This is a genomic window from Roseateles sp. GW821-FHT09G03, assembly GCF_059416045.1.
Window position 1 is genome coordinate 180026 of the sequence record NZ_JBWKOK010000005.1, and the last position, 16480, is coordinate 196505.

The 16480-nt window shown below is 70.1% G+C and carries 12 protein-coding genes; 2 read left to right on the plus strand and 10 right to left on the minus strand.

Features of this window, described 5'->3' with window-relative positions; translation table 11 throughout:
* Window positions 1-37: 37 nt before the first annotated feature.
* The 9 genes from AC07OZ_RS19435 to orn form a co-directional block, all read right to left on the minus strand.
* On the minus strand, window positions 38-2857 hold the full coding sequence (locus AC07OZ_RS19435) for an ATP-binding protein (RefSeq protein ID WP_495468728.1): 2820 nt from the start codon (window positions 2855-2857) through the stop codon (window positions 38-40).
* Complete coding sequence (locus AC07OZ_RS19440; protein WP_495468729.1) at window positions 2857-3570, minus strand: hypothetical protein; 714 nt, start codon at window positions 3568-3570, stop codon at window positions 2857-2859. The genes AC07OZ_RS19435 and AC07OZ_RS19440 overlap by 1 nt, the downstream gene beginning before the upstream one ends.
* Window positions 3567-5147 (minus strand): hypothetical protein, encoded by a 1581-nt coding sequence (locus tag AC07OZ_RS19445; RefSeq protein WP_495468730.1) that lies wholly within the window; start codon window positions 5145-5147, stop codon window positions 3567-3569. The genes AC07OZ_RS19440 and AC07OZ_RS19445 overlap by 4 nt, the downstream gene beginning before the upstream one ends.
* Window positions 5148-5191: 44 nt before the next feature.
* Window positions 5192-5710, minus strand: coding sequence for a GNAT family N-acetyltransferase (locus tag AC07OZ_RS19450; RefSeq protein WP_495468731.1), 519 nt, complete (start codon window positions 5708-5710; stop codon window positions 5192-5194).
* The gene (locus AC07OZ_RS19455; protein ID WP_495468732.1) at window positions 5710-6462 is read right to left on the minus strand and encodes a DUF1294 domain-containing protein; all 753 of its coding nucleotides are present in this window, start codon (window positions 6460-6462) and stop codon (window positions 5710-5712) included. The genes AC07OZ_RS19450 and AC07OZ_RS19455 overlap by 1 nt, the downstream gene beginning before the upstream one ends.
* A gap of 34 nt (window positions 6463-6496) precedes the next feature.
* Entirely contained in the window at window positions 6497-8452 is a 1956-nt protein-coding gene (locus AC07OZ_RS19460; protein WP_495468733.1) for a DEAD/DEAH box helicase, read from the minus strand.
* Between the two features lie 465 nt (window positions 8453-8917).
* Window positions 8918-11260: a hypothetical protein gene (locus AC07OZ_RS19465; RefSeq protein ID WP_495468734.1), complete on the minus strand. Its 2343-nt coding sequence runs from the start codon at window positions 11258-11260 to the stop codon at window positions 8918-8920.
* The gene (locus AC07OZ_RS19470) at window positions 11202-13166 is read right to left on the minus strand and encodes a chorismate-binding protein (protein WP_495468735.1); all 1965 of its coding nucleotides are present in this window, start codon (window positions 13164-13166) and stop codon (window positions 11202-11204) included. Before AC07OZ_RS19470 ends, AC07OZ_RS19465 begins: the two co-directional genes overlap by 59 nt.
* Window positions 13167-13176: 10 nt before the next feature.
* The gene (orn, locus tag AC07OZ_RS19475) at window positions 13177-13779 is read right to left on the minus strand and encodes an oligoribonuclease (RefSeq protein WP_495468736.1); all 603 of its coding nucleotides are present in this window, start codon (window positions 13777-13779) and stop codon (window positions 13177-13179) included.
* A gap of 64 nt (window positions 13780-13843) precedes the next feature.
* Between orn and AC07OZ_RS19480 the strand changes: the two genes are divergently transcribed.
* Together AC07OZ_RS19480 and rsgA are read left to right on the plus strand one after the other, a co-directional pair.
* A complete protein-coding gene (locus tag AC07OZ_RS19480) occupies window positions 13844-15208 on the plus strand; it encodes a M48 family metallopeptidase (RefSeq protein WP_495468737.1) in 1365 nt (454 codons plus the stop codon).
* Window positions 15205-16110, plus strand: coding sequence for a ribosome small subunit-dependent GTPase A (gene rsgA / locus AC07OZ_RS19485; protein ID WP_495468738.1), 906 nt, complete (start codon window positions 15205-15207; stop codon window positions 16108-16110). Before AC07OZ_RS19480 ends, rsgA begins: the two co-directional genes overlap by 4 nt.
* Window positions 16111-16112: 2 nt before the next feature.
* On the opposite strand, the gene AC07OZ_RS19490 is transcribed toward rsgA, so the two are convergent.
* On the minus strand, window positions 16113-16421 hold the full coding sequence (locus AC07OZ_RS19490) for a hypothetical protein (RefSeq protein WP_495468739.1): 309 nt from the start codon (window positions 16419-16421) through the stop codon (window positions 16113-16115).
* Window positions 16422-16480: the final 59 nt, after the last annotated feature.

Genomic DNA, 16480 nt, shown 5'->3' on the forward strand with positions numbered 1-16480 from the left:
ACCCGCCCTGGAGTTCTCGATCCGGATGTCAGGCGCTTCAGCCGTAGACGGACTTCTCCGGCCGCCGCGCCAGCACGGCGATCGGCGGCGCCCAGCGCTCGCCGCGGGGCTTCTTGCTGGTGACCAGCGTGATCTCCGACGGCTCGAAGACCTCGACGTTGTGCGTGATCGGCGTCGTCAGCAGGTACTGCGCGCGCGTGCTCTTCAGGAAGTGACCGACCAGCTGGATGTTGCGCACGTCCAGGTGGGCGAAGGGCTCGTCGATGAAGACGAAGCCGCCGGGCGCGTCGTCGTCCTTCATCAGGCCCACCAGCAGGATCAGGCTCTTGAGCACCTGCTGACCGCCGGAGGCCTCGCCGTCGTTCATGCCGACCTCGCCCTTGCCGTCGAAGTTGAACTTCACGTGCAGGCCCGCTTGCGCCAGCACCGTGTCGTCGTTGTCCAGATGTGGCAGCTCGGCCTGCGCATGCACGCCGGCGAGCTCGCCCAGCTCCTGCACATTCTTCTTGTAGCGCCGCACCGTCGCGCGCAGCACGTCGATGTAGCGCTCGCGCGCGTTGAACGCGGCGATGCGCGCCATCTCGTTGCTCGCGCGGCGGTCGTCGAGCTGCGTGGTCTGCTCCAGCACGGCCATCTGCATCCGCGCATGGCGTTCCTGCACGCCGGCATCGGTCTCCCACACGCCGGTGTCCAGCTCCTGCTGCACATGACGCGAGGCGATCTCCGCCTGCTTGGCGTTCTCGAATTCATCGCGCAACGCATTCAGGCGCATCGGATGCAGCCAGGCCGCGGGGAACTTCGCCCGGGCCTCATGAGAGGCCTTCGCCGTCGCGATCAAGTCGGCGCGCCGTGTCGCCCAGTCGCGCTCGGCGCGCGAGACGTTGTCCTCGCTGGCCTTCAGGCTGGCCTGCGCGCCCTCGTAGTCGCGCTCGGTGCGCGTCGCCGCGGCCACCGTGCGGTCATGCTCCTGGTCGAGCGCGCCCATGCGCGTCGCCGCCTCGATCCGCGACTGGCGCAAACCGGGCAGGCGCGCACGCGCCTCGGCGAATTCCTCGGAACGCTCCACCAGCTCCTGCGCCGCCTTGTGGCCCTGCGCCGCGCGCTGCGCGTCCTTGAGCTGGCGCTCGATCTCGAGCTGCTCCTTGGCGAGCTTGGACAGCTCCAGGTCATAGCGCGTCAGTTCCTTGTCCAGCGATGCGCGGCGCGTGTCCAGCGCGGAGTCGCCGAACTGGTACTCGCGCGGCTCGACCCACAGGCTGCGACCGCCGCGGCCATCGCGGTAGTAGGCCTCCGGCGTGATCCATTCGCCGCCGGACTGCGCGCCCTTGTCGGTGTCCGCGACGCATCGGATCGAAGCGAGCTGCCGCAGCAACCAGCCCGGCGCCTTCGCGTTGAACTTCAGCACGGACATCAGGCTGTCCTTCGGACACACCGTCGGCGCGAACTCGCCGTCGGCGACGACGTAGTGCCGATAGCGCTCGCGCGAGGCGAGGCGGTAGGCCTGGCCCTCGTCGCTCGAATGCGCGAGCACCACGACCCAGCGCGACGGCCGCAGGAAGCCTTCGGCGGCGGCGCGCCACTGGTCGTCGGCGATGTCGATCGCATCGGCCAGCACGTGGTGCGCGATGCCGGCCTCGTCCAGCGCCTTGCGGAAGCGCGTGACCTCGACCGGCGGCGGCGGCAGCCGCTGTCCGGTCAGTTCGTCCATCGCCGCCTGCGCCTTGCGCTGCTGGTCGTTCTGGCGCGTGAAGCTCTCGCGCAGCTGGTGCTGGCGCGTGCCGAGCTCCTCGAGCTTGGCCGTCAGCGCCGCGCCGTCGGTCTCGACGGCGGCGAGCGCCTTCAGGTCCTCCTCGCGCTTGGCGAGCTGCTCCATCGGCCGTTCGCCGTCCCGCGCGGCCTCGAAGGCCTGGCGCGCTTCCTTGCGCTGCTGTTCCAGATCGGACAGCTTGTCCTTGGACGCTTCCTGCGCCTTGAACAGCGCCAGCAGGTGCGCGCGCTTGTCGCTGATGCCCCGCTCGTCCGAACGGGCGAAGAGCCGCTGACGATGCAGCTCCCGCAGTTGCTGCGCGGTGCGCTGACGCTGCTCGCTCCACTGCATCACGGGCACGACCTCGGTCGAGAGCCGTTCGCGCTCCTTCAGGCGCAGCTGGTACTGCTGGTAGCTGTTGACGCGGTTGGCCAGGTCCGACAGTTGCGCCTGCGCATGCGAGAGTTCATGCGTGGACTGGTCGACTTCCTTCAGCAGCTGCTGCTGGTGATTGCGCGCGAGCTCGTAGCGGTCCAGCACTTCCTGGTCGCCGAAGACCTCGAACACCAGCCGCAGCAGCTCCTTGGACGACAGCTCGCAGAGCCGGTCCGTCTGGCCCTGTTCCAGCGCCAGCACGCGGCCGATCGCGCGCGTCAGGCCCGCGGCCTCCAGGCGCTTCTTCCAGGCCTCGATGCCCAGCCAGTCCTTGTCGGCCTTGGTGTCGAGCTCCTCGATCTCCTGCACGCCGTCGACCAGCGTGTAGCGGCGCACCCAGTCGCCGCCCTGGCGCGAGATGCGGCAGGCCAGCGTCACCTGGTCCGAATACAGCAGCGAGCTCGCGAACGGCCGGCTGCTGTTCTGGCGGTTGCGCGGCCGGTTGTCCACCAGCGCGCGCAGCCAGGCGTGCTCGGCGTTGGCGTGACGGGCGTAGGTCTTGTAGGTCCGGCCGCCGGAGCACTCCAGGCCCAGCAGCGTCCGCATCGCATCGAGCAGCGTCGTCTTGCCCGAGCCGTTCGGCCCGGCGATGGTGATGATGTTGCCGTCCAGCGGCATCGAGACGCGGCGGCAGTAGTCCCAGTGCAGCAGTTCCAGGGATTGCAGGTGAAACATCAGGCGTCGCTCAGATCGGATTCTTCGTTGTGGCGGGCGGCCAGGATGGCGTTCAGCATCGGACCGGACTCGGCATCGGTGCTGCGCGCCAGCACGTCGGCCAGCGCCCCGTCCAGGATGCGCGGGGCCAGCGTGTCGTAGTCGAGCAGCAGGTCCAGCAGCGGACCTTCGCAGATGTCCTCGCCCTTGCGGGTGATGAAGCCCTGGCGCTCGAGCAGCTTGAGGTTGGAATCCAGCCGCATCTTCTTGCCCAGCTGGTTGCCGAAGTCGGCCAGCAGGCTGCGGTAGGACAGCGTCGGCGCGCTGCTCGCGGCGCTGGGCAGGGGCTTGTCCTTGGAGAACATCTCGCCCTGCCCTTCGGCGGCCTCTTCGGCGCGCGAGAGCTGGCGCTGGCGCTTGGGCAGCACGATCAGCGACCACACGACCACCAGCAGCGCGACGCCGTCGCGCGGCAGGTCGAGGTTGTTGTTCGACGCCAAGCCGGTCTCGCCGAACACGGCGACCTCGGCCGGGCGCAGCATCGCCAGCGTGATGTGGTCGGCGTAGACGTTGTCCACGACGCGCAGGCCGACGGCGGCCACGCGCTCGTTGACCGCGCGCCAGAGTTCCTGGTCGATCAGCGCGCGCCGCACCAGCGGCTGGTTGCGCGGCAGCCAGCGGCGCGCCAGCAGTTGAGCCGCCAGTTGGGCGGCGTCGTCGAGTTGATTGCTCATGCCTGGGAAGCCTGGGAAGGCGTGTCGGCGTCGACGTCCGACGGGCTCTGCGCGTCCGGGAACGGCGTCGCGTCGGCGATCGATGCAGGGGTATCGGGAGCCGCCACGGCGGTGTCGGCCGCGGCGTCGGGGGTCAGGCCTTGCGCAGGGGCGTCGGCGGACGTCTCAGCGCTTGCTGCGGCGGCCTTGCGGCGGCCGCGCCTGGGCGCGGGCGGCTCGGGCGGACGCCACTTGGGCTCGGGTTCGGGCTCGACCGGCGGTTCGACCTCGGTCGAATGCAGCACGCCTTGGCTCATCCAGCGGACGTACTCGTCGTCGATCTCGCCCTGCTGCGCGGACCAGCGCACGCGCCACGGCTGGCGCGCCATGTCGCCGGTCGCGCCGGCCAGATGCTGCGCCTGCACGTCGCCGAGCAGCGGCAGCAGTTGCGCGCGGTAGGCCGCGCGGGCGTAGCTGCCCCCGAGCACCGCCGGCCGCAGGTCGTTCGTCTGCACGCTGTCGCCGGTCCACAGACCCAGCAACGCCTGCAGCTGGTTCATCTCGGGCGGCAGGCTCATCACGGCGAGCTCGCCCTCCGGCGCAGCCAGACCGGTGGGCAGCGGCTCGGGCGTCGGCGGCACCGGCCGGTCGCGTTCGAACTCGGCCTCGCAGCCGTCCAGCAGCTCATGCTGGGCGACGAAGACCGGATGAACGGGCCGCGACAGCGCGCCCAGCGCCAGGTTCTCCAGGAACGGCACTTCCTGCAACCAGCGCCGCACGTCGGTCGTCGTGATGCCGGTGGAGCCCAGCGTGACGCGCTGGCGGTCGGCCTGCTGCAGCGCGCGGTTGAACTGGCTCGCCATCGCGAGCAGCCGCGCCTGCGCCAGACCGAGCTCGCGGGCGAGCCGCTCCAGACGTGCGTTCCCGTCGTCCTCCGCCTGGCGGATGATCGCGGACAGCGCTTCGCTGGCCCGCTCGACCAGCTTGAGCGCGCGCTCGAAACGCATGCGCGCACGGCGCAGGTGGAATTCGGAACCGGATGCGATCGCGTCGGCGAACTCGTTGTAGAGCCGCGAGAGCTGCGCCAGCAGATGCTGCAGCTGCGCGGGCTCCAGCGTGCCGAGCTGCTGCGCGCCGGCCACGTTGGCCAGCAGGCCGGCCAGGTCGCCGTCCTCGTCCGCCGCCTGCCCTTGCGTCAGCGGCGACACCATCGCCATCAGCTGCTGCGCGAGCGGCGTCACGCCGTACTGTTGATTGGACGCATCCCAGGCGAGCAATTGCCCGTCGCGCAGGCGCTTGAGCACGAGTTCCAGCGCCTCGTCGCGCAGCACGTGGAAGTGGCGGTTCAGGTCGTCGCGGGAGAGCCGCGACTGCGGCAGGCTCATCAGCTCGATGAACACCCAGACGCGCAGCCGCACCAGCGTGGCCGGGCCGTGGAACAGCGCGCGCTGCGCGCCCAGCAGGGCCTCGTTGCGTTCCAGCTGCCACCACAGGAGCGAGTCCTGCGGGAGCTGACCTTCGCGGAAATGGTCTTCGAATGAGGGTTCGGGGAGATCGTCGCGCAGCACGTCGTCCACGCCTCCCGGGGTCACTGTCATAGAGGCGGATTATCGCCCCTCGGAGCGCCCTTCCCGACCCGTCGTCACACGGGTGTCAGGGACCGCCGCATCAGGGTTGCCCCGGAGCCGAAGCTGGCGAGTTTCTCGATGAGCGCGGCGCTCAGCGGGGCTTCAGCGTCGGAGAAGCCGTGGCGCTCCCAGTACGCCCGCGAGCCTTGCACGGCCACCAGCGCAACCTGCGTGAGGCCCATATCTTGAGCGCGATGCACCACCTGCTGCACCAGCTTGTGGCCCAGACGCTTCGCGCGGCCCGCCGGCGAGACCGCGAGGTCGTGCAGGTACAGCGTGCGCGGTGCGCGCGCCGGCGTGATAGCCGGCGCGTCGAGCGCCGGCAACTGCCCGTCGTCGACCGGCAAGCTGACGACGTAGGCCAGCGGCTCGCCGCCCTCGACGGCCAGGTAGGAACAGTGGAGATGGCGCGCCGCGTTCAGCTTGGCCACGAAGGCCTCGGCGCTTTCCAGGAACTCGGGCCCGTAGCACTGGGCCTGCAACGCGAGCACGTGCGGGACGTCCTCGGTGCCAATCACTTTCAACTGCAGCATCAAACGGATGAGCCGGCCGATCGCGCGTTCCAGTGATCGGAGAATCCCGAGAAAAACGGCGTCAGCAGCGGCGTAAAAAGACAGACGAAGGCCAGGATGTTGAGCGCGACGCTCAACCAGAACACCCGCCGGAAGGCCGGCTTGGCGCTCTTGTGCCGCAGCAAGTGCTGTGCCAGCAATGCGCCGGGCCAGCCGCACAGCAACGCGAGCACATGCAGCGTCGATTCCTTGACGCGCCATTGGCCCAGTCGCGCCGCGCGCTTGTCCAGCGCATAGACGAGGAAGGTCGCGAAGCTCATCGCGACATAGACGCCCCACAAGCCGCGCGGCAGCGGCCACGCGAGGTGTGTCAACAGCACCAGCGAGGCAAAGCCCGGCACCAGCCACAGCGAGGCACCGGTGTCGGCGGAAGACTTGGGGGAGGAGGAAGCGGAAGCACCGCGCGCGGACGGCGCGGGCTTGGATCTCGGACCAGCGCGGGCCGCGTCGGCAGAGCCGGAGGACGGACCACGCCGGGGCGCGGGGCCGGCGGGCGCCGGCTTGGGCTCGAGGCTCCGGACCTTCAGTGCGCGGGGCTTGCCCTGCGCATCGGATCCGGGCTCGTAGTCGACGCGCTCGCCGACGAAGGGTCGGCGGGCGCGCATGCCGAAGGCACTGATGTGCGCGAAGCGTTTCGGTCCGCCGTCGGACGGCGCGATGAAGCCGTAGCCCTTCGCGTCGTCCCACTGGACAATCCGACCCTCGACGCGCATCCCTCAGCGCCCCTCGTCAACCGAGCCGTGAGGCTCAGAACTTGCGCGGGCCCTTGCGCGGCACGAAACCACCGCGGTCGCCGCGGTCGTCGCCACCTTGCGGACGCGGGCCCTTGCTGAACGCCGGCTTGGCCGGACGGCCTTCGAAGCGGTTGTCGTCGCCCTTGTTGAAGGCCGGACGCTCGGCGCGCGGTGCGTAACGGTCGTTGTTCTCGGCCGAACGGTCGAAACGCGGATCCGGACGGCGCTGGTCGAAACCACCGCCGTTGCCGCCATGGCCACCGTCGCGCGGAGCGCCGAAATCGCGCTGCGGACGATCGCCGTAACTGCGCGGTGCGCCGCCGAAGCCTTGGCCGCCTTGCGGACGATCACCGAAACGCGGACGGTCGCCGAACGGACGATCACCTTGCGGGCGCTCGTTGCGATGCTCGAAGCGCTGGCCGCCCTGGCCGCCGCCGAAACCACCCTGACCGCCTTCACGACGCTCGCCGAACGGGGGACGGCCCTGGCCTTCCGGACGCTCGAAACGGGCGCTGTTGTCGAAGCGGTTGTCGCCGCCACGGTAGCCGCCGCCTTGCGGACGGTTGCCGCCGAAGCCGCCACGGTTGCCACCGTAGCCGCCGCGGTTGCCGCCGTAGCCGCCACGGTCACCACCGCGATCGCCGCGGTCGAAGCCGGGGCGCGACGGGTAGATCTTCGGCTCTTCGTTGCGCGGCTCCAGGCCTTCGATGCGCGAGACCGGGATCTGCTGCGTCGTGAACTGCTGGATGCGCTTGATCATGGAGATGTCGCCACGCTCGGCCAGCGTCACCGCGATGCCGGAACGGCCGGCACGGCCGGTGCGGCCGATGCGGTGGACGTAGTCCTCGGCCTTCATCGGCAGGCCGAAGTTGATGACGTGCGAGATCGTCGGCACGTCGATGCCGCGGGCGGCCACGTCGGTGGCGACCAGCACGCGCAGATCGCGACGGCGCAGGGCCATCAGCGTGCGGGTGCGCTTGCCTTGCGGCATGCCGCCGTGCAGCGCGGCGACGCGGTGGCCGATGGCCTCCAGCTGTTCGGCCAGCCACTCGGTGTCCTGCTGGGTGCTGGTGAAGACGACGGCCTGGTCGACGTCACGCAGGCCCAGGATGTGTTCCAGCAGCTTGCGCTTGTGCTGGCCGTTGTCGGCCCAGTGCAGGCGCTGCTCGATGTTCTCGTGCGAGTCGGTGTGACCCGACACGTCGATGCGCTGCGGGTCCTTCATCAGCTGCGACGCCAGGCGGCCGGTGTTGCCGGCGAAGGTCGCGCTGTACATCAGCGTCTGGCGCTCGGCCGGGATCTGTTCGGCGACGAAGTTGATGTCGTCGATGAAGCCCATGTCCAGCATGCGGTCAGCTTCGTCGAGGACGAACATCGTCACGTTGTCCAGCTTGCAGCGGCCGCTGTTGATGTGGTCCAGCAGGCGGCCGGGGGTCGCGATCAGGACGTCCAGCGGGCCGCTCAGCGCGCGCAGCTGCTGCGCGTAGGGCATGCCGCCCAGCACGGTGGCGACGCGCAGGCCCTGGATGTGACGGCCGTAGGTCATCGCGGCCTTGGCGACCTGCATCGCCAGTTCACGGGTCGGAGCCAGCACCAGCACGCGCGGGCCGACGGTCCGGGTCTTGTTGTTGGTGGCGGCGCGCTCGGCGCGGGCGTTCAGCACCTGCTGCAGCGCGGGCAGGATGAACGAGGCGGTCTTGCCCGAACCGGTGCGCGACGAGACCATCAGGTCCTTGCCGTCGAGCGCCGGCGGGATCGCCTGCGCCTGCACTTCGGTGGTGTTCTCGTAGCCGGAATCCTTGACAGCGCGCAGCAGCGCGTCGTGCAGGCCCAGGGCCGAGAACGGGGTGCCGGTGGTCGGCGCGTCGGCGCCGAGTTCGCCGGCTTCGATCACCTGCTCGAGGCCGCTGTCCAGCGCCTCGTTCGTGTCCAGGGTGTCGGCGGCGTTCTTGTCGTGGTCGAAACTCATTTGTCTTTGCAATCCAAAGGTGCACAGCCGGGCCGACGCCGTCGAAACGGAGTCCGCGCCGGAGCGCCTGGTCGCCGCGCAAGATCGATGTGATCGCGGCAGAACCGTGATGTCGCTGGGAGAAAGCTCGCGTCGATCACCAGGAAAGAAAGACACATGCGCGGCGCGGTTGCAGAGCAACCGCCGTGGTCGGCATGAAGGGCCTGGTGAGGCGCCGGGGAACAGTCAAAGCGACGGCATCGCCGCCGACCGAACCCGAGGGCATGCAGTGCGCGCTCCCCGTGGCGGGAAACAGCTTCGGCGGAGAGCCGAAGCCTGCGTGGGAGTCCGTTTGGATGCCCGGCGCAGCGGTCTGCAAGAGGTCAGAGGAGACGTACGAAGCACCGCCAGAAGCGGTGAAGCCCACGACTATAACAGCATTCGGGGTTTTCACCTAGCAGATCGTTGCGACGCTCGCGGAGGGGCCTACACCCCTTCCAGCAGCGTCGGCAGCACCGCCATCAGCGCGTCGAGCTGATCGGCATCCAGCCACGCGGGCGCGGTGTCCAGCCAATCGGGGAACACCACGCCGTCGCGCTGCGCGCGCAGCACGGCCGTGTCGAGCGAGTCCTCGACCAGCAGCAGTGCCGACGGCACGCCGCAGGCATCGCCACCGCAGGTCGCCTCGATGCGTCGCGCCAGCACGGCGGGCTGCCAGGGCAGGTCCGCATGGACGATGGCGACGCGGTCGCCGGCGAGTTCGCCGCCGTCCAGGCTGCCGAGCGCATCGTCGCTGGCCAGCAGCACGCCGGCTGCGGCACTGCGCCATGCCGACAGCGCCGCCTCGCGGACGGCAGCTGTGTCACCGGCGCGCAGGCGTTGCGGCGGCAGACGCCTCAGTTGTGGCGACATCGCCAAGCTGTCCAGCAGCGTCTCCGAGCGCGCGCAGATGAGCAGGCGCGCGGCGGCCGGCACGGCGGACTGGATCCAGTCGCGGCGCAGCGCAAGTACCGCCTCGGCCTTCGCGGCCAGCGCCTGGCGCGAGGTCGGCGGCAGCAGCGCGAGCGCCTCCAGCAACTGTTGCTGCTCGGCGCTCGACAGGAAACGCAGCGCTGTCCAGCGTTCGACCAGTTGGCGGAGTTGCTTCAGCGGCGCAGCGGGCAGACTGGCGCCGTTCGAGCCGGCACCATCCAGCCACAGCGGCGTCAGCAGCGCGGCCGGCAACTGGTCATCCAGCTCGCGCTTGCGACGCGACAGCAGCAGCGGTTCCAGCGCGTCGCGCCTGACCTTCTTGCCGGCGTCGTCCGGCAGTACGCGCAAGTCGGACAGTGGGCCGCGGCGCATGTCGTCGAGCCAGTCGACCCATTCGCCGAGGCGTGCGTCACGGAGCGGTTCCTCGTGCGCGATCAGCAGTACGTGAGCAGCCGGCAGCGCGCGCAACGCGGTCAGACGATCGGCGTCCATCAACTCGATGCCGTCGACGACCAGCAACGCCGGCTGAGGCTTCGAGGGCGGCGCGGCGGCCACCGTCACCGACTTGGCGTCGTCACCGAGCCAGCGCTTCAGATCGCGTTGCCAGGCGGCGTGCGCACCTTCCGGCGCGATGACGACGGCCGGCTTCACGCCGAAGAGCGTCGCCCACAACTGGATCGCGGCGATGGCGGCGCCGCGCTGGCCGAGCCCGAGGTCGTCGGAAATCAGCGCGCGGCCGGCACAGACGGCAAACAGCGCGGCCTCCCAGGCATGGATCGGCAGCTCGTCGCGCAGCAGCGCGCGCATCGCGGCGCCGTCGGCCATCAGCGTTTCGAGACGCTGCACGCGCGCCTGCGAATCCCGTCCGCAAGCCAGTTGCGGCCACACCGGCGCATCGACGCGCAGCACCACGCCCAGTGCGCGGGCGTCGCTCAGCACCTGCTGCAGCCAGGCGTGGCCGCCCTCGGCGCGGCGGCGCTGCTGATCGTCCAGACCCGCCTGATCGCGCAGGCGTTGCGGCACCTCGCGGCCACAGACCCACTGCAGCTCGCGCTCATCGCCGGGCACGAGCCAGACCTCGGCCTCACGCGCGGGCCAGCCGGCATCGAGCGCCTCGTGCTGAGCGTCGTCGAACAGCGCCAGCAACTGGTCGCCGTGTTCGCAGGTGCCCTGGTCGCGATAACCGGCGCAATCGCAGCGCCAGGTCTTGCGCCCCAGCAGACGCAGGCGGAACGTGCCGCCAGTCTCGCCGTCGCGCAGTTCGTAGTCGCCGAACACGCCGTCCTCCTCGCGCGGGCCGAGCGTGAAACGCGGCGGCTCCGCCGGGACTTCCTCGACGGCCGCCTCGGCCTTGGGCTTGCGGCGACCCTTGCGGGCGGGGGCGGACTCGGCAACGGCATCGTCGGCGGCGACGGACTCGGCCGGAGGCGCGGTCACCTCGGCAACCGCCATGGCCTCGACGACCTCCGACGCGACCGCGGCGGCGGGCTCCTCGACGGCCACGGCTTTCGCCGCGGCGCGGCGCTTGCGCGACGGCCGCTTCGGTGCTGGTGCATCAGCGTCGACGACGGCCTCCGCCGCCATCACGACCGGCGTTTCAGCGGCTTCTGCCGTCGCCACCGGAGCGACCTCAGACAACACCGCGGGCGCAGCTTCAATCGCCTTGGCGCGGGCAGGCCGCTTGCGCGCGGGCTTGGGCGCCTCGCTCGCCGGGATCGGCACCGCCTCGGCCACTGCTTCGGGCTCGAGCTCGATCACCGTGTCCACGGCGGCGTCGATCGCGACCGGCGCGGCCGCTTCATTCACCGCTCGGGTCTTGCGCGCCGCGGGGCGGCGTCGTTGGGAAGTCGTCGTCATGAGAATCCTCGTGTCGCAGCCGCACTTCACGCCAGCCACGCACACCGTTGAAGATGGCGAGCGCATGCGCCCGCCGCAGATCGTCCAGGGTCAGCCGCGCCTCGCGCAGCCGCCCCTGTTCCAGCAATTCCTCGCGCAAGGTGCCGGGCAGCAGGCCGGCCTCGGCGCGCGGCGTCAGCCACGGTCCTTCCGGCGCCCGCTGCAGCGCGAGGTTGGTCAGGCAGCCTTCGGTGAGCTCGCCGTCCCGGTTGAACAGCAGCACGTCGAAGCAGTCCGCCGGCTTGGCGTCCAGGAAGGGCTGGTACACCTCGCGACGCGTCGTCTTGTGCTGGATGAATTCCGCCGCCGGACCGCGCGCGTCGATCGGCGTCCGGGCCAAGGCCACTGTCAGTGGCTCTGCCGTTTCCATCGGTGCCGTCGGCGTCATCGATCCCGCCGGTGGCGGCAAGGCCTGAACCGTGTCGTTGAAGATCCCGTCCCGGGCCAGCGTCAGCCGGACGCGCCACGCGCCGCGCGGATGGCGCCGCGCGATGTCGACGAGGCACGCCTTCGCCGCGTCCGCCGACCAGGCCAGCCCGAAATGCCGCGCCGTGCGCTGCAGGCGCGCCAGGTGCCGGCCGGCGCGGGCGAACTCGCCGTCTTCCAGCCGCATCGTTTCCAGCGCCTCGATGGGCGCACGGGCGCGCCACAGGAAGCGCGCCTTCGCCCGCCACTCGTCGATCTCGTCAGCGGGTCTCGAATCCAGCGTGATGCCGCTGCCCACGCCGCAGCGCAGGGCACGCCCCGTCTGCTCGACGGTGCGGATCGGCACGTTGAAGGTCACCGCCCCACCCGGCTGCAACAGTCCGAGCGCGCCACAGTACCAGCCGCGCGGGCCGGGCTCGAGCTCGTCGATGACTTCCATCGCGCGCTTCTTCGGCGCGCCGGTGATGGACCCGCAGGGGAAGAGCGCGGTCATGACGTCGTCCAGCGCGAGCCCGGCCCGCGTGACCGCGCCGATCGTCGAGGTCATCTGCCAGACCGTCGGCAGCGCGTGCAGCTCGAACAGCCGCGGCACGCGCACCGAGCCCGGCACCGCGACGCGCGAGAGGTCGTTGCGCAGCAGGTCGACGATCATGAGGTTCTCGGCGCGTTCCTTGGCGCTGGTGCGCAGGTAGGCCTGCGCGGCCTCGTCTCCGGCGCGATCGCGGCCGCGCGGCGCCGTGCCTTTCATCGGCTGCGCCGACAGCAGCCAGGTGTGACTGGCCTGCGGTGTCTCGGGCAACGGACGCCAGTCGAAGAAGAGTTCCGGCGAGACGCTCGCCACCGCGCCGCGATCGCCGCCATCGCCAGTGCCGTCCCCGGTCCTCAGGAACATCGAGAACCCGCCCGGCTGCGACGCATGCAGCGCGAAGAAATGGGCGACCTCGTCGAAGCCGTCGAGCGCCTCGGCGCTCAGCCGGGTCGTGAGGTTGACCTGGTAGCAGTCGCCGTCGCGGATGTACTCGCGGATGCGCTCCACCTGCGCCTGCTCATCGGACTCGTCCTGCGTGTCCCGCCACGCGGTCATCGGATGCACGCGGGACGCGCCTTCCGCCGCGAGGTCTTCCGGCCACGCCTCGGGCGCTTCATGCCAGACGTGGAACTCCGCCAGCGGGGTCTCGCCCGCCGGTCTCGTGCGAAGCACGCCGTCGAGCGCGCCCGCCGCCTCGTAGCGCAATCCGCCCAGCACCCACGCTCCTGCGCGGGACGCGGCATGCGCCAGCCGCAGCACGGCGCGCAGGCGATCGGGATCGCGCGCGATCAGGCGCTCCGCCGGCGGCGCGAAAAAGGCGCCGCGCAGACGTTCGCCGTCCTCGCGCGCCAGCGGGTGGCGCGGAAAGTCGAAGGCCGCCCACAGGTCCTGCGGGCGGCGCGAGGTGTTCATCGAGCCAGGCTCAATCCAGCTTCAGGAAATGCTCGCGATAGTGCCGCAGTTCGTCGATGGATTCGTGGATGTCGGCCATCGCCGTGTGCTTCTGGGCCTTCTTGAAGCCTTCCATCGCGGCGGGCTTCCAGCGGCGCGCCAGCTCCTTGAGCGTCGACACGTCCAGGTTGCGGTAATGGAAGAAGTCTTCCAGCTTGGGCATGTAGTTGGCCAGGAAGCGGCGGTCCTGGCAGATCGAGTTGCCGCACATCGGCGACTTGCCCGCGGGGATGTAGGCCTTCAGGAAATCGATGACCTGCTGCTCGGCGTCCGCCTCGGCGATCGTCGATGCCTTGACGCGGTCGATCAGGCCGCTCTTGCCGTGCGTGCCCTTGTTCCAGGCGTCCATGCCGTCCAGCATCGCGTCGGACTGGTGGATCGCGAAGACGGGGCCTTCGACGCGCACCGTCAGTTGGGCGTCGGTGACGACGACGGCGATCTCGATGATGCGGTCCTTGTCGGGATACAGGCCGGTCATTTCGAGGTCGATCCAGATCAGGTTCTGGTCGTTGAGCGGCAGCACGGGATTGGCGCCGGCGCCAGCGGCGGGGACGGCGGTGGTGTCGGTGGTCATGGGGTGGTTGTCCTTCAGGTTGGGCGCGATTGTCGCCGAGTCGGGCCCCTCTACACTTGCGTCCATGCAGATCTCTCCCGCGGCGTTCGCCGCCGCTCCGGCGCCCTCCGCGCTGGGCCACTCCCCGCTGGTGCTGACCGCGGCCTTCGTCGCCGCCGTGGTGCTGTCCTTCCTGGTCAAGCTCTGGCTGTCGTCACGGCAAATGCGCCATGTGGCGCGGCATCGCGGCGCGGTGCCGGCCGCGTTCGTCGGGACCGTGCCGCTGTCGGCGCATCAGAAGGCGGCCGACTACACCGTCGCCCGCGGCCGCTTCGGCACGCTGCATCTGGCCTGGGACACGGCGTTGCTGGTCGGCTGGACGCTGTTGGGCGGACTGGACCTGCTCAACCAGTGGATGCTGTCGTGGCACCCCGAGCTTGGCGACATGGGTTACCAGCTCGGCCTGCTGGCCGCGTTCGCGCTGCTCTCCGGCGTGCTGGACCTGCCCTGGTCGCTCTACAACATCTTCCGCCTCGAGGAGCGCTTCGGCTTCAACCGGATGACGCTGCGGCTCTTCATCGTCGACGGCATCAAGGCCGTCGGGATCGGGCTCGTGCTCGGCCTGCCGTTCGCGGCGCTGATCCTGTGGCTGATGGCCAAGGCCGGCCCGTTCTGGTGGCTGTGGGCCTGGGGCGCGTGGATGGCCTACAACCTGCTGATGATGGTGGTGATCCCGCTGTTCGTCGCGCCGCTGTTCAACAGGTTCGAGCCGCTGCGCGATGCCGCCCTGGCCGACTCCATCCGCGCGCTGCTGACACGCTGCGGCTTCACCGCCAAGGGACTGTTCGTGATGGACGGCAGCAAGCGCTCGTCGCACAGCAACGCCTATTTCGTCGGTCTGGGGTCGGCCAAGCGGGTGGTGTTCTTCGACACCCTGCTGGAACGGCTCGCTCCGCCGGAGATGGAGGCGGTGCTCGCGCACGAGCTCGGCCATTTCAAACGGCGCCACCTGCTCAAACGCATGGTCGGCAGCTTCGCCATGAGCCTCGGCGTCTTCGCGCTGCTGGGCTGGCTGAGCGGACAGGCCGGCTTCTACCTCGGCCTGGGCGTGCGGCCCGGCCTCGACACGCCCAACGACGCGCTGGCGCTGCTGCTGATCCTGATGGCGCTGCCGCCCTTCACCTTCTTCCTGACGCCGCTGATGTCCCTGTGGTCCCGCAAGGACGAGTTCGAGGCCGACGCCTATGCGTGCCAGCACGCCGGTGGCGCCGACCTGTCCAGCGCCTTGCTGAAGCTGCACGAGGACAATGCCGGCACGCTGACGCCGGATCCGCTCTTCGCGCGTGTCTACTACTCTCATCCGCCGACCAGCGAGCGGCTCGCGGCGATCGCCGCGATCCTCTCGACGACGGCGGCAACGTCCGGCTCGCCGACGGGGCAATCTGCATGAGCAAGGACGTCCAGACCGGTCTGGTGGTGCGCGGACACGGCCGCCATTACGTCATCGAGGACAACGATGGCCAGCGCATCCACTGCCTGACCCGCGGCAAGAAGAGCGACTGCGTCGTCGGCGACCGCGTGCGCTGGTTGCGCAGCAGCGACCACGAGGGCGTGATCGAAAAGGTCGAGCCGCGCCGCAACCTGCTCTTCCGCCAGGACGAGTGGAAGACCAAGAGCTTCGCGGCCAACCTGGACCGGCTGCTGATCCTGGTGGCGGTGGACCCGCAATTCTCGGAATCGCAACTCACGCGCGCGCTGATCGCGGCGCGCAGCGCCGGCATCACCGCCGACATCGTGCTGAACAAGACCGACCTGCCCGGCGCGGACGCGGCGCGGGAGCGCCTCGCGCCCTACAAGGCGATGGGCCAGCGGGTGCTGGAGCTCAGCTTCAAGGGTCGTCCCGACGAGGCGAGCGACACGCTGCGGCCGCTCCTGCACGGCCAGGCGACGCTGGTGCTGGGCCCCAGCGGCACCGGCAAGAGCACCTTGATCAACCTGCTGGTGCCGGACGCGAAGGCGCAGGTGGGCGAGATCTCGGTGGCGCTGAATTCAGGACGCCACACGACGACCACGACGCAGTGGTACTGGATGGATTCCGGGCGTGAGGATGCGTTGCTCGACTCGCCGGGCTTCCAGGAATTCGGCCTGCGGCAGATCGCCGCACCGGACCTGGCGAGCTACATGCCCGATTTCCAGCCGTATCTCGGCGAGTGCCGCTTCCACAACTGCAGCCACCGGCACGAGCCCGGCTGCGCAGTGCTGGTCGCCGTCGAGGCGGGCAAGATCAGCCCGTCGCGCTACCGCATCTACGACGAGCTCTGGGACGAGCTCAGCGCGCCGCCGAAGTACTGAGCTCAGCGTTCCAGGCGCGGATCGACGTTGGGGACTTCGCGGACCTCGGCGTCGATCACCTCACCCTGCGACGCCCGGTCGCCATGCATGCCATTCATCCCACCAGGCCGGAACGCCTGCGAACGGAACTGCGCCGCGCGGCGGAACGTGGCCGTGTGCAGCGTCGGCTTGCGGCCGCGGATCAGGCTCCACAGCAGCACGACGCCGAAGATCACCAGCCCGGCGGCGAGCACCGCCAGGAACAGCACGATGGAAGCCACCGCCAGCACGAGGCGGGCAGCGATCGAGAAAAGCGTGGAGAGAGCGTTCATCGGTCCTTCAGATCGGGGCGATCGCGCGGTTTCAAGTGCGTGGTCGACCCACCCCGGGG

Excerpts from the sequence above, each read along its gene's own strand:
- AC07OZ_RS19465 (WP_495468734.1), bottom strand. The coding sequence starts at position 11,260 with ATGACGACGACTTCCCAACGACGCCGCCCCGCGGCGCGCAAGACCCGA.
- AC07OZ_RS19435 (WP_495468728.1), bottom strand. The coding sequence starts at position 2,857 with ATGTTTCACCTGCAATCCCTGGAACTGCTGCACTGGGACTACTGCCGC.
- AC07OZ_RS19450 (WP_495468731.1), bottom strand. The coding sequence starts at position 5,710 with ATGCTGCAGTTGAAAGTGATTGGCACCGAGGACGTCCCGCACGTGCTC.
- orn (WP_495468736.1), bottom strand. The coding sequence starts at position 13,779 with ATGACCACCGACACCACCGCCGTCCCCGCCGCTGGCGCCGGCGCCAAT.
- AC07OZ_RS19470 (WP_495468735.1), bottom strand. The coding sequence starts at position 13,166 with ATGAACACCTCGCGCCGCCCGCAGGACCTGTGGGCGGCCTTCGACTTT.
- rsgA (WP_495468738.1), top strand. The coding sequence starts at position 15,205 with ATGAGCAAGGACGTCCAGACCGGTCTGGTGGTGCGCGGACACGGCCGC.
- AC07OZ_RS19455 (WP_495468732.1), bottom strand. The coding sequence starts at position 6,462 with ATGCGCGTCGAGGGTCGGATTGTCCAGTGGGACGACGCGAAGGGCTAC.
- AC07OZ_RS19460 (WP_495468733.1), bottom strand. The coding sequence starts at position 8,452 with ATGAGTTTCGACCACGACAAGAACGCCGCCGACACCCTGGACACGAAC.
- AC07OZ_RS19490 (WP_495468739.1), bottom strand. The coding sequence starts at position 16,421 with ATGAACGCTCTCTCCACGCTTTTCTCGATCGCTGCCCGCCTCGTGCTG.
- AC07OZ_RS19440 (WP_495468729.1), bottom strand. The coding sequence starts at position 3,570 with ATGAGCAATCAACTCGACGACGCCGCCCAACTGGCGGCTCAACTGCTG.
- AC07OZ_RS19480 (WP_495468737.1), top strand. The coding sequence starts at position 13,844 with ATGCAGATCTCTCCCGCGGCGTTCGCCGCCGCTCCGGCGCCCTCCGCG.
- AC07OZ_RS19445 (WP_495468730.1), bottom strand. The coding sequence starts at position 5,147 with ATGACAGTGACCCCGGGAGGCGTGGACGACGTGCTGCGCGACGATCTC.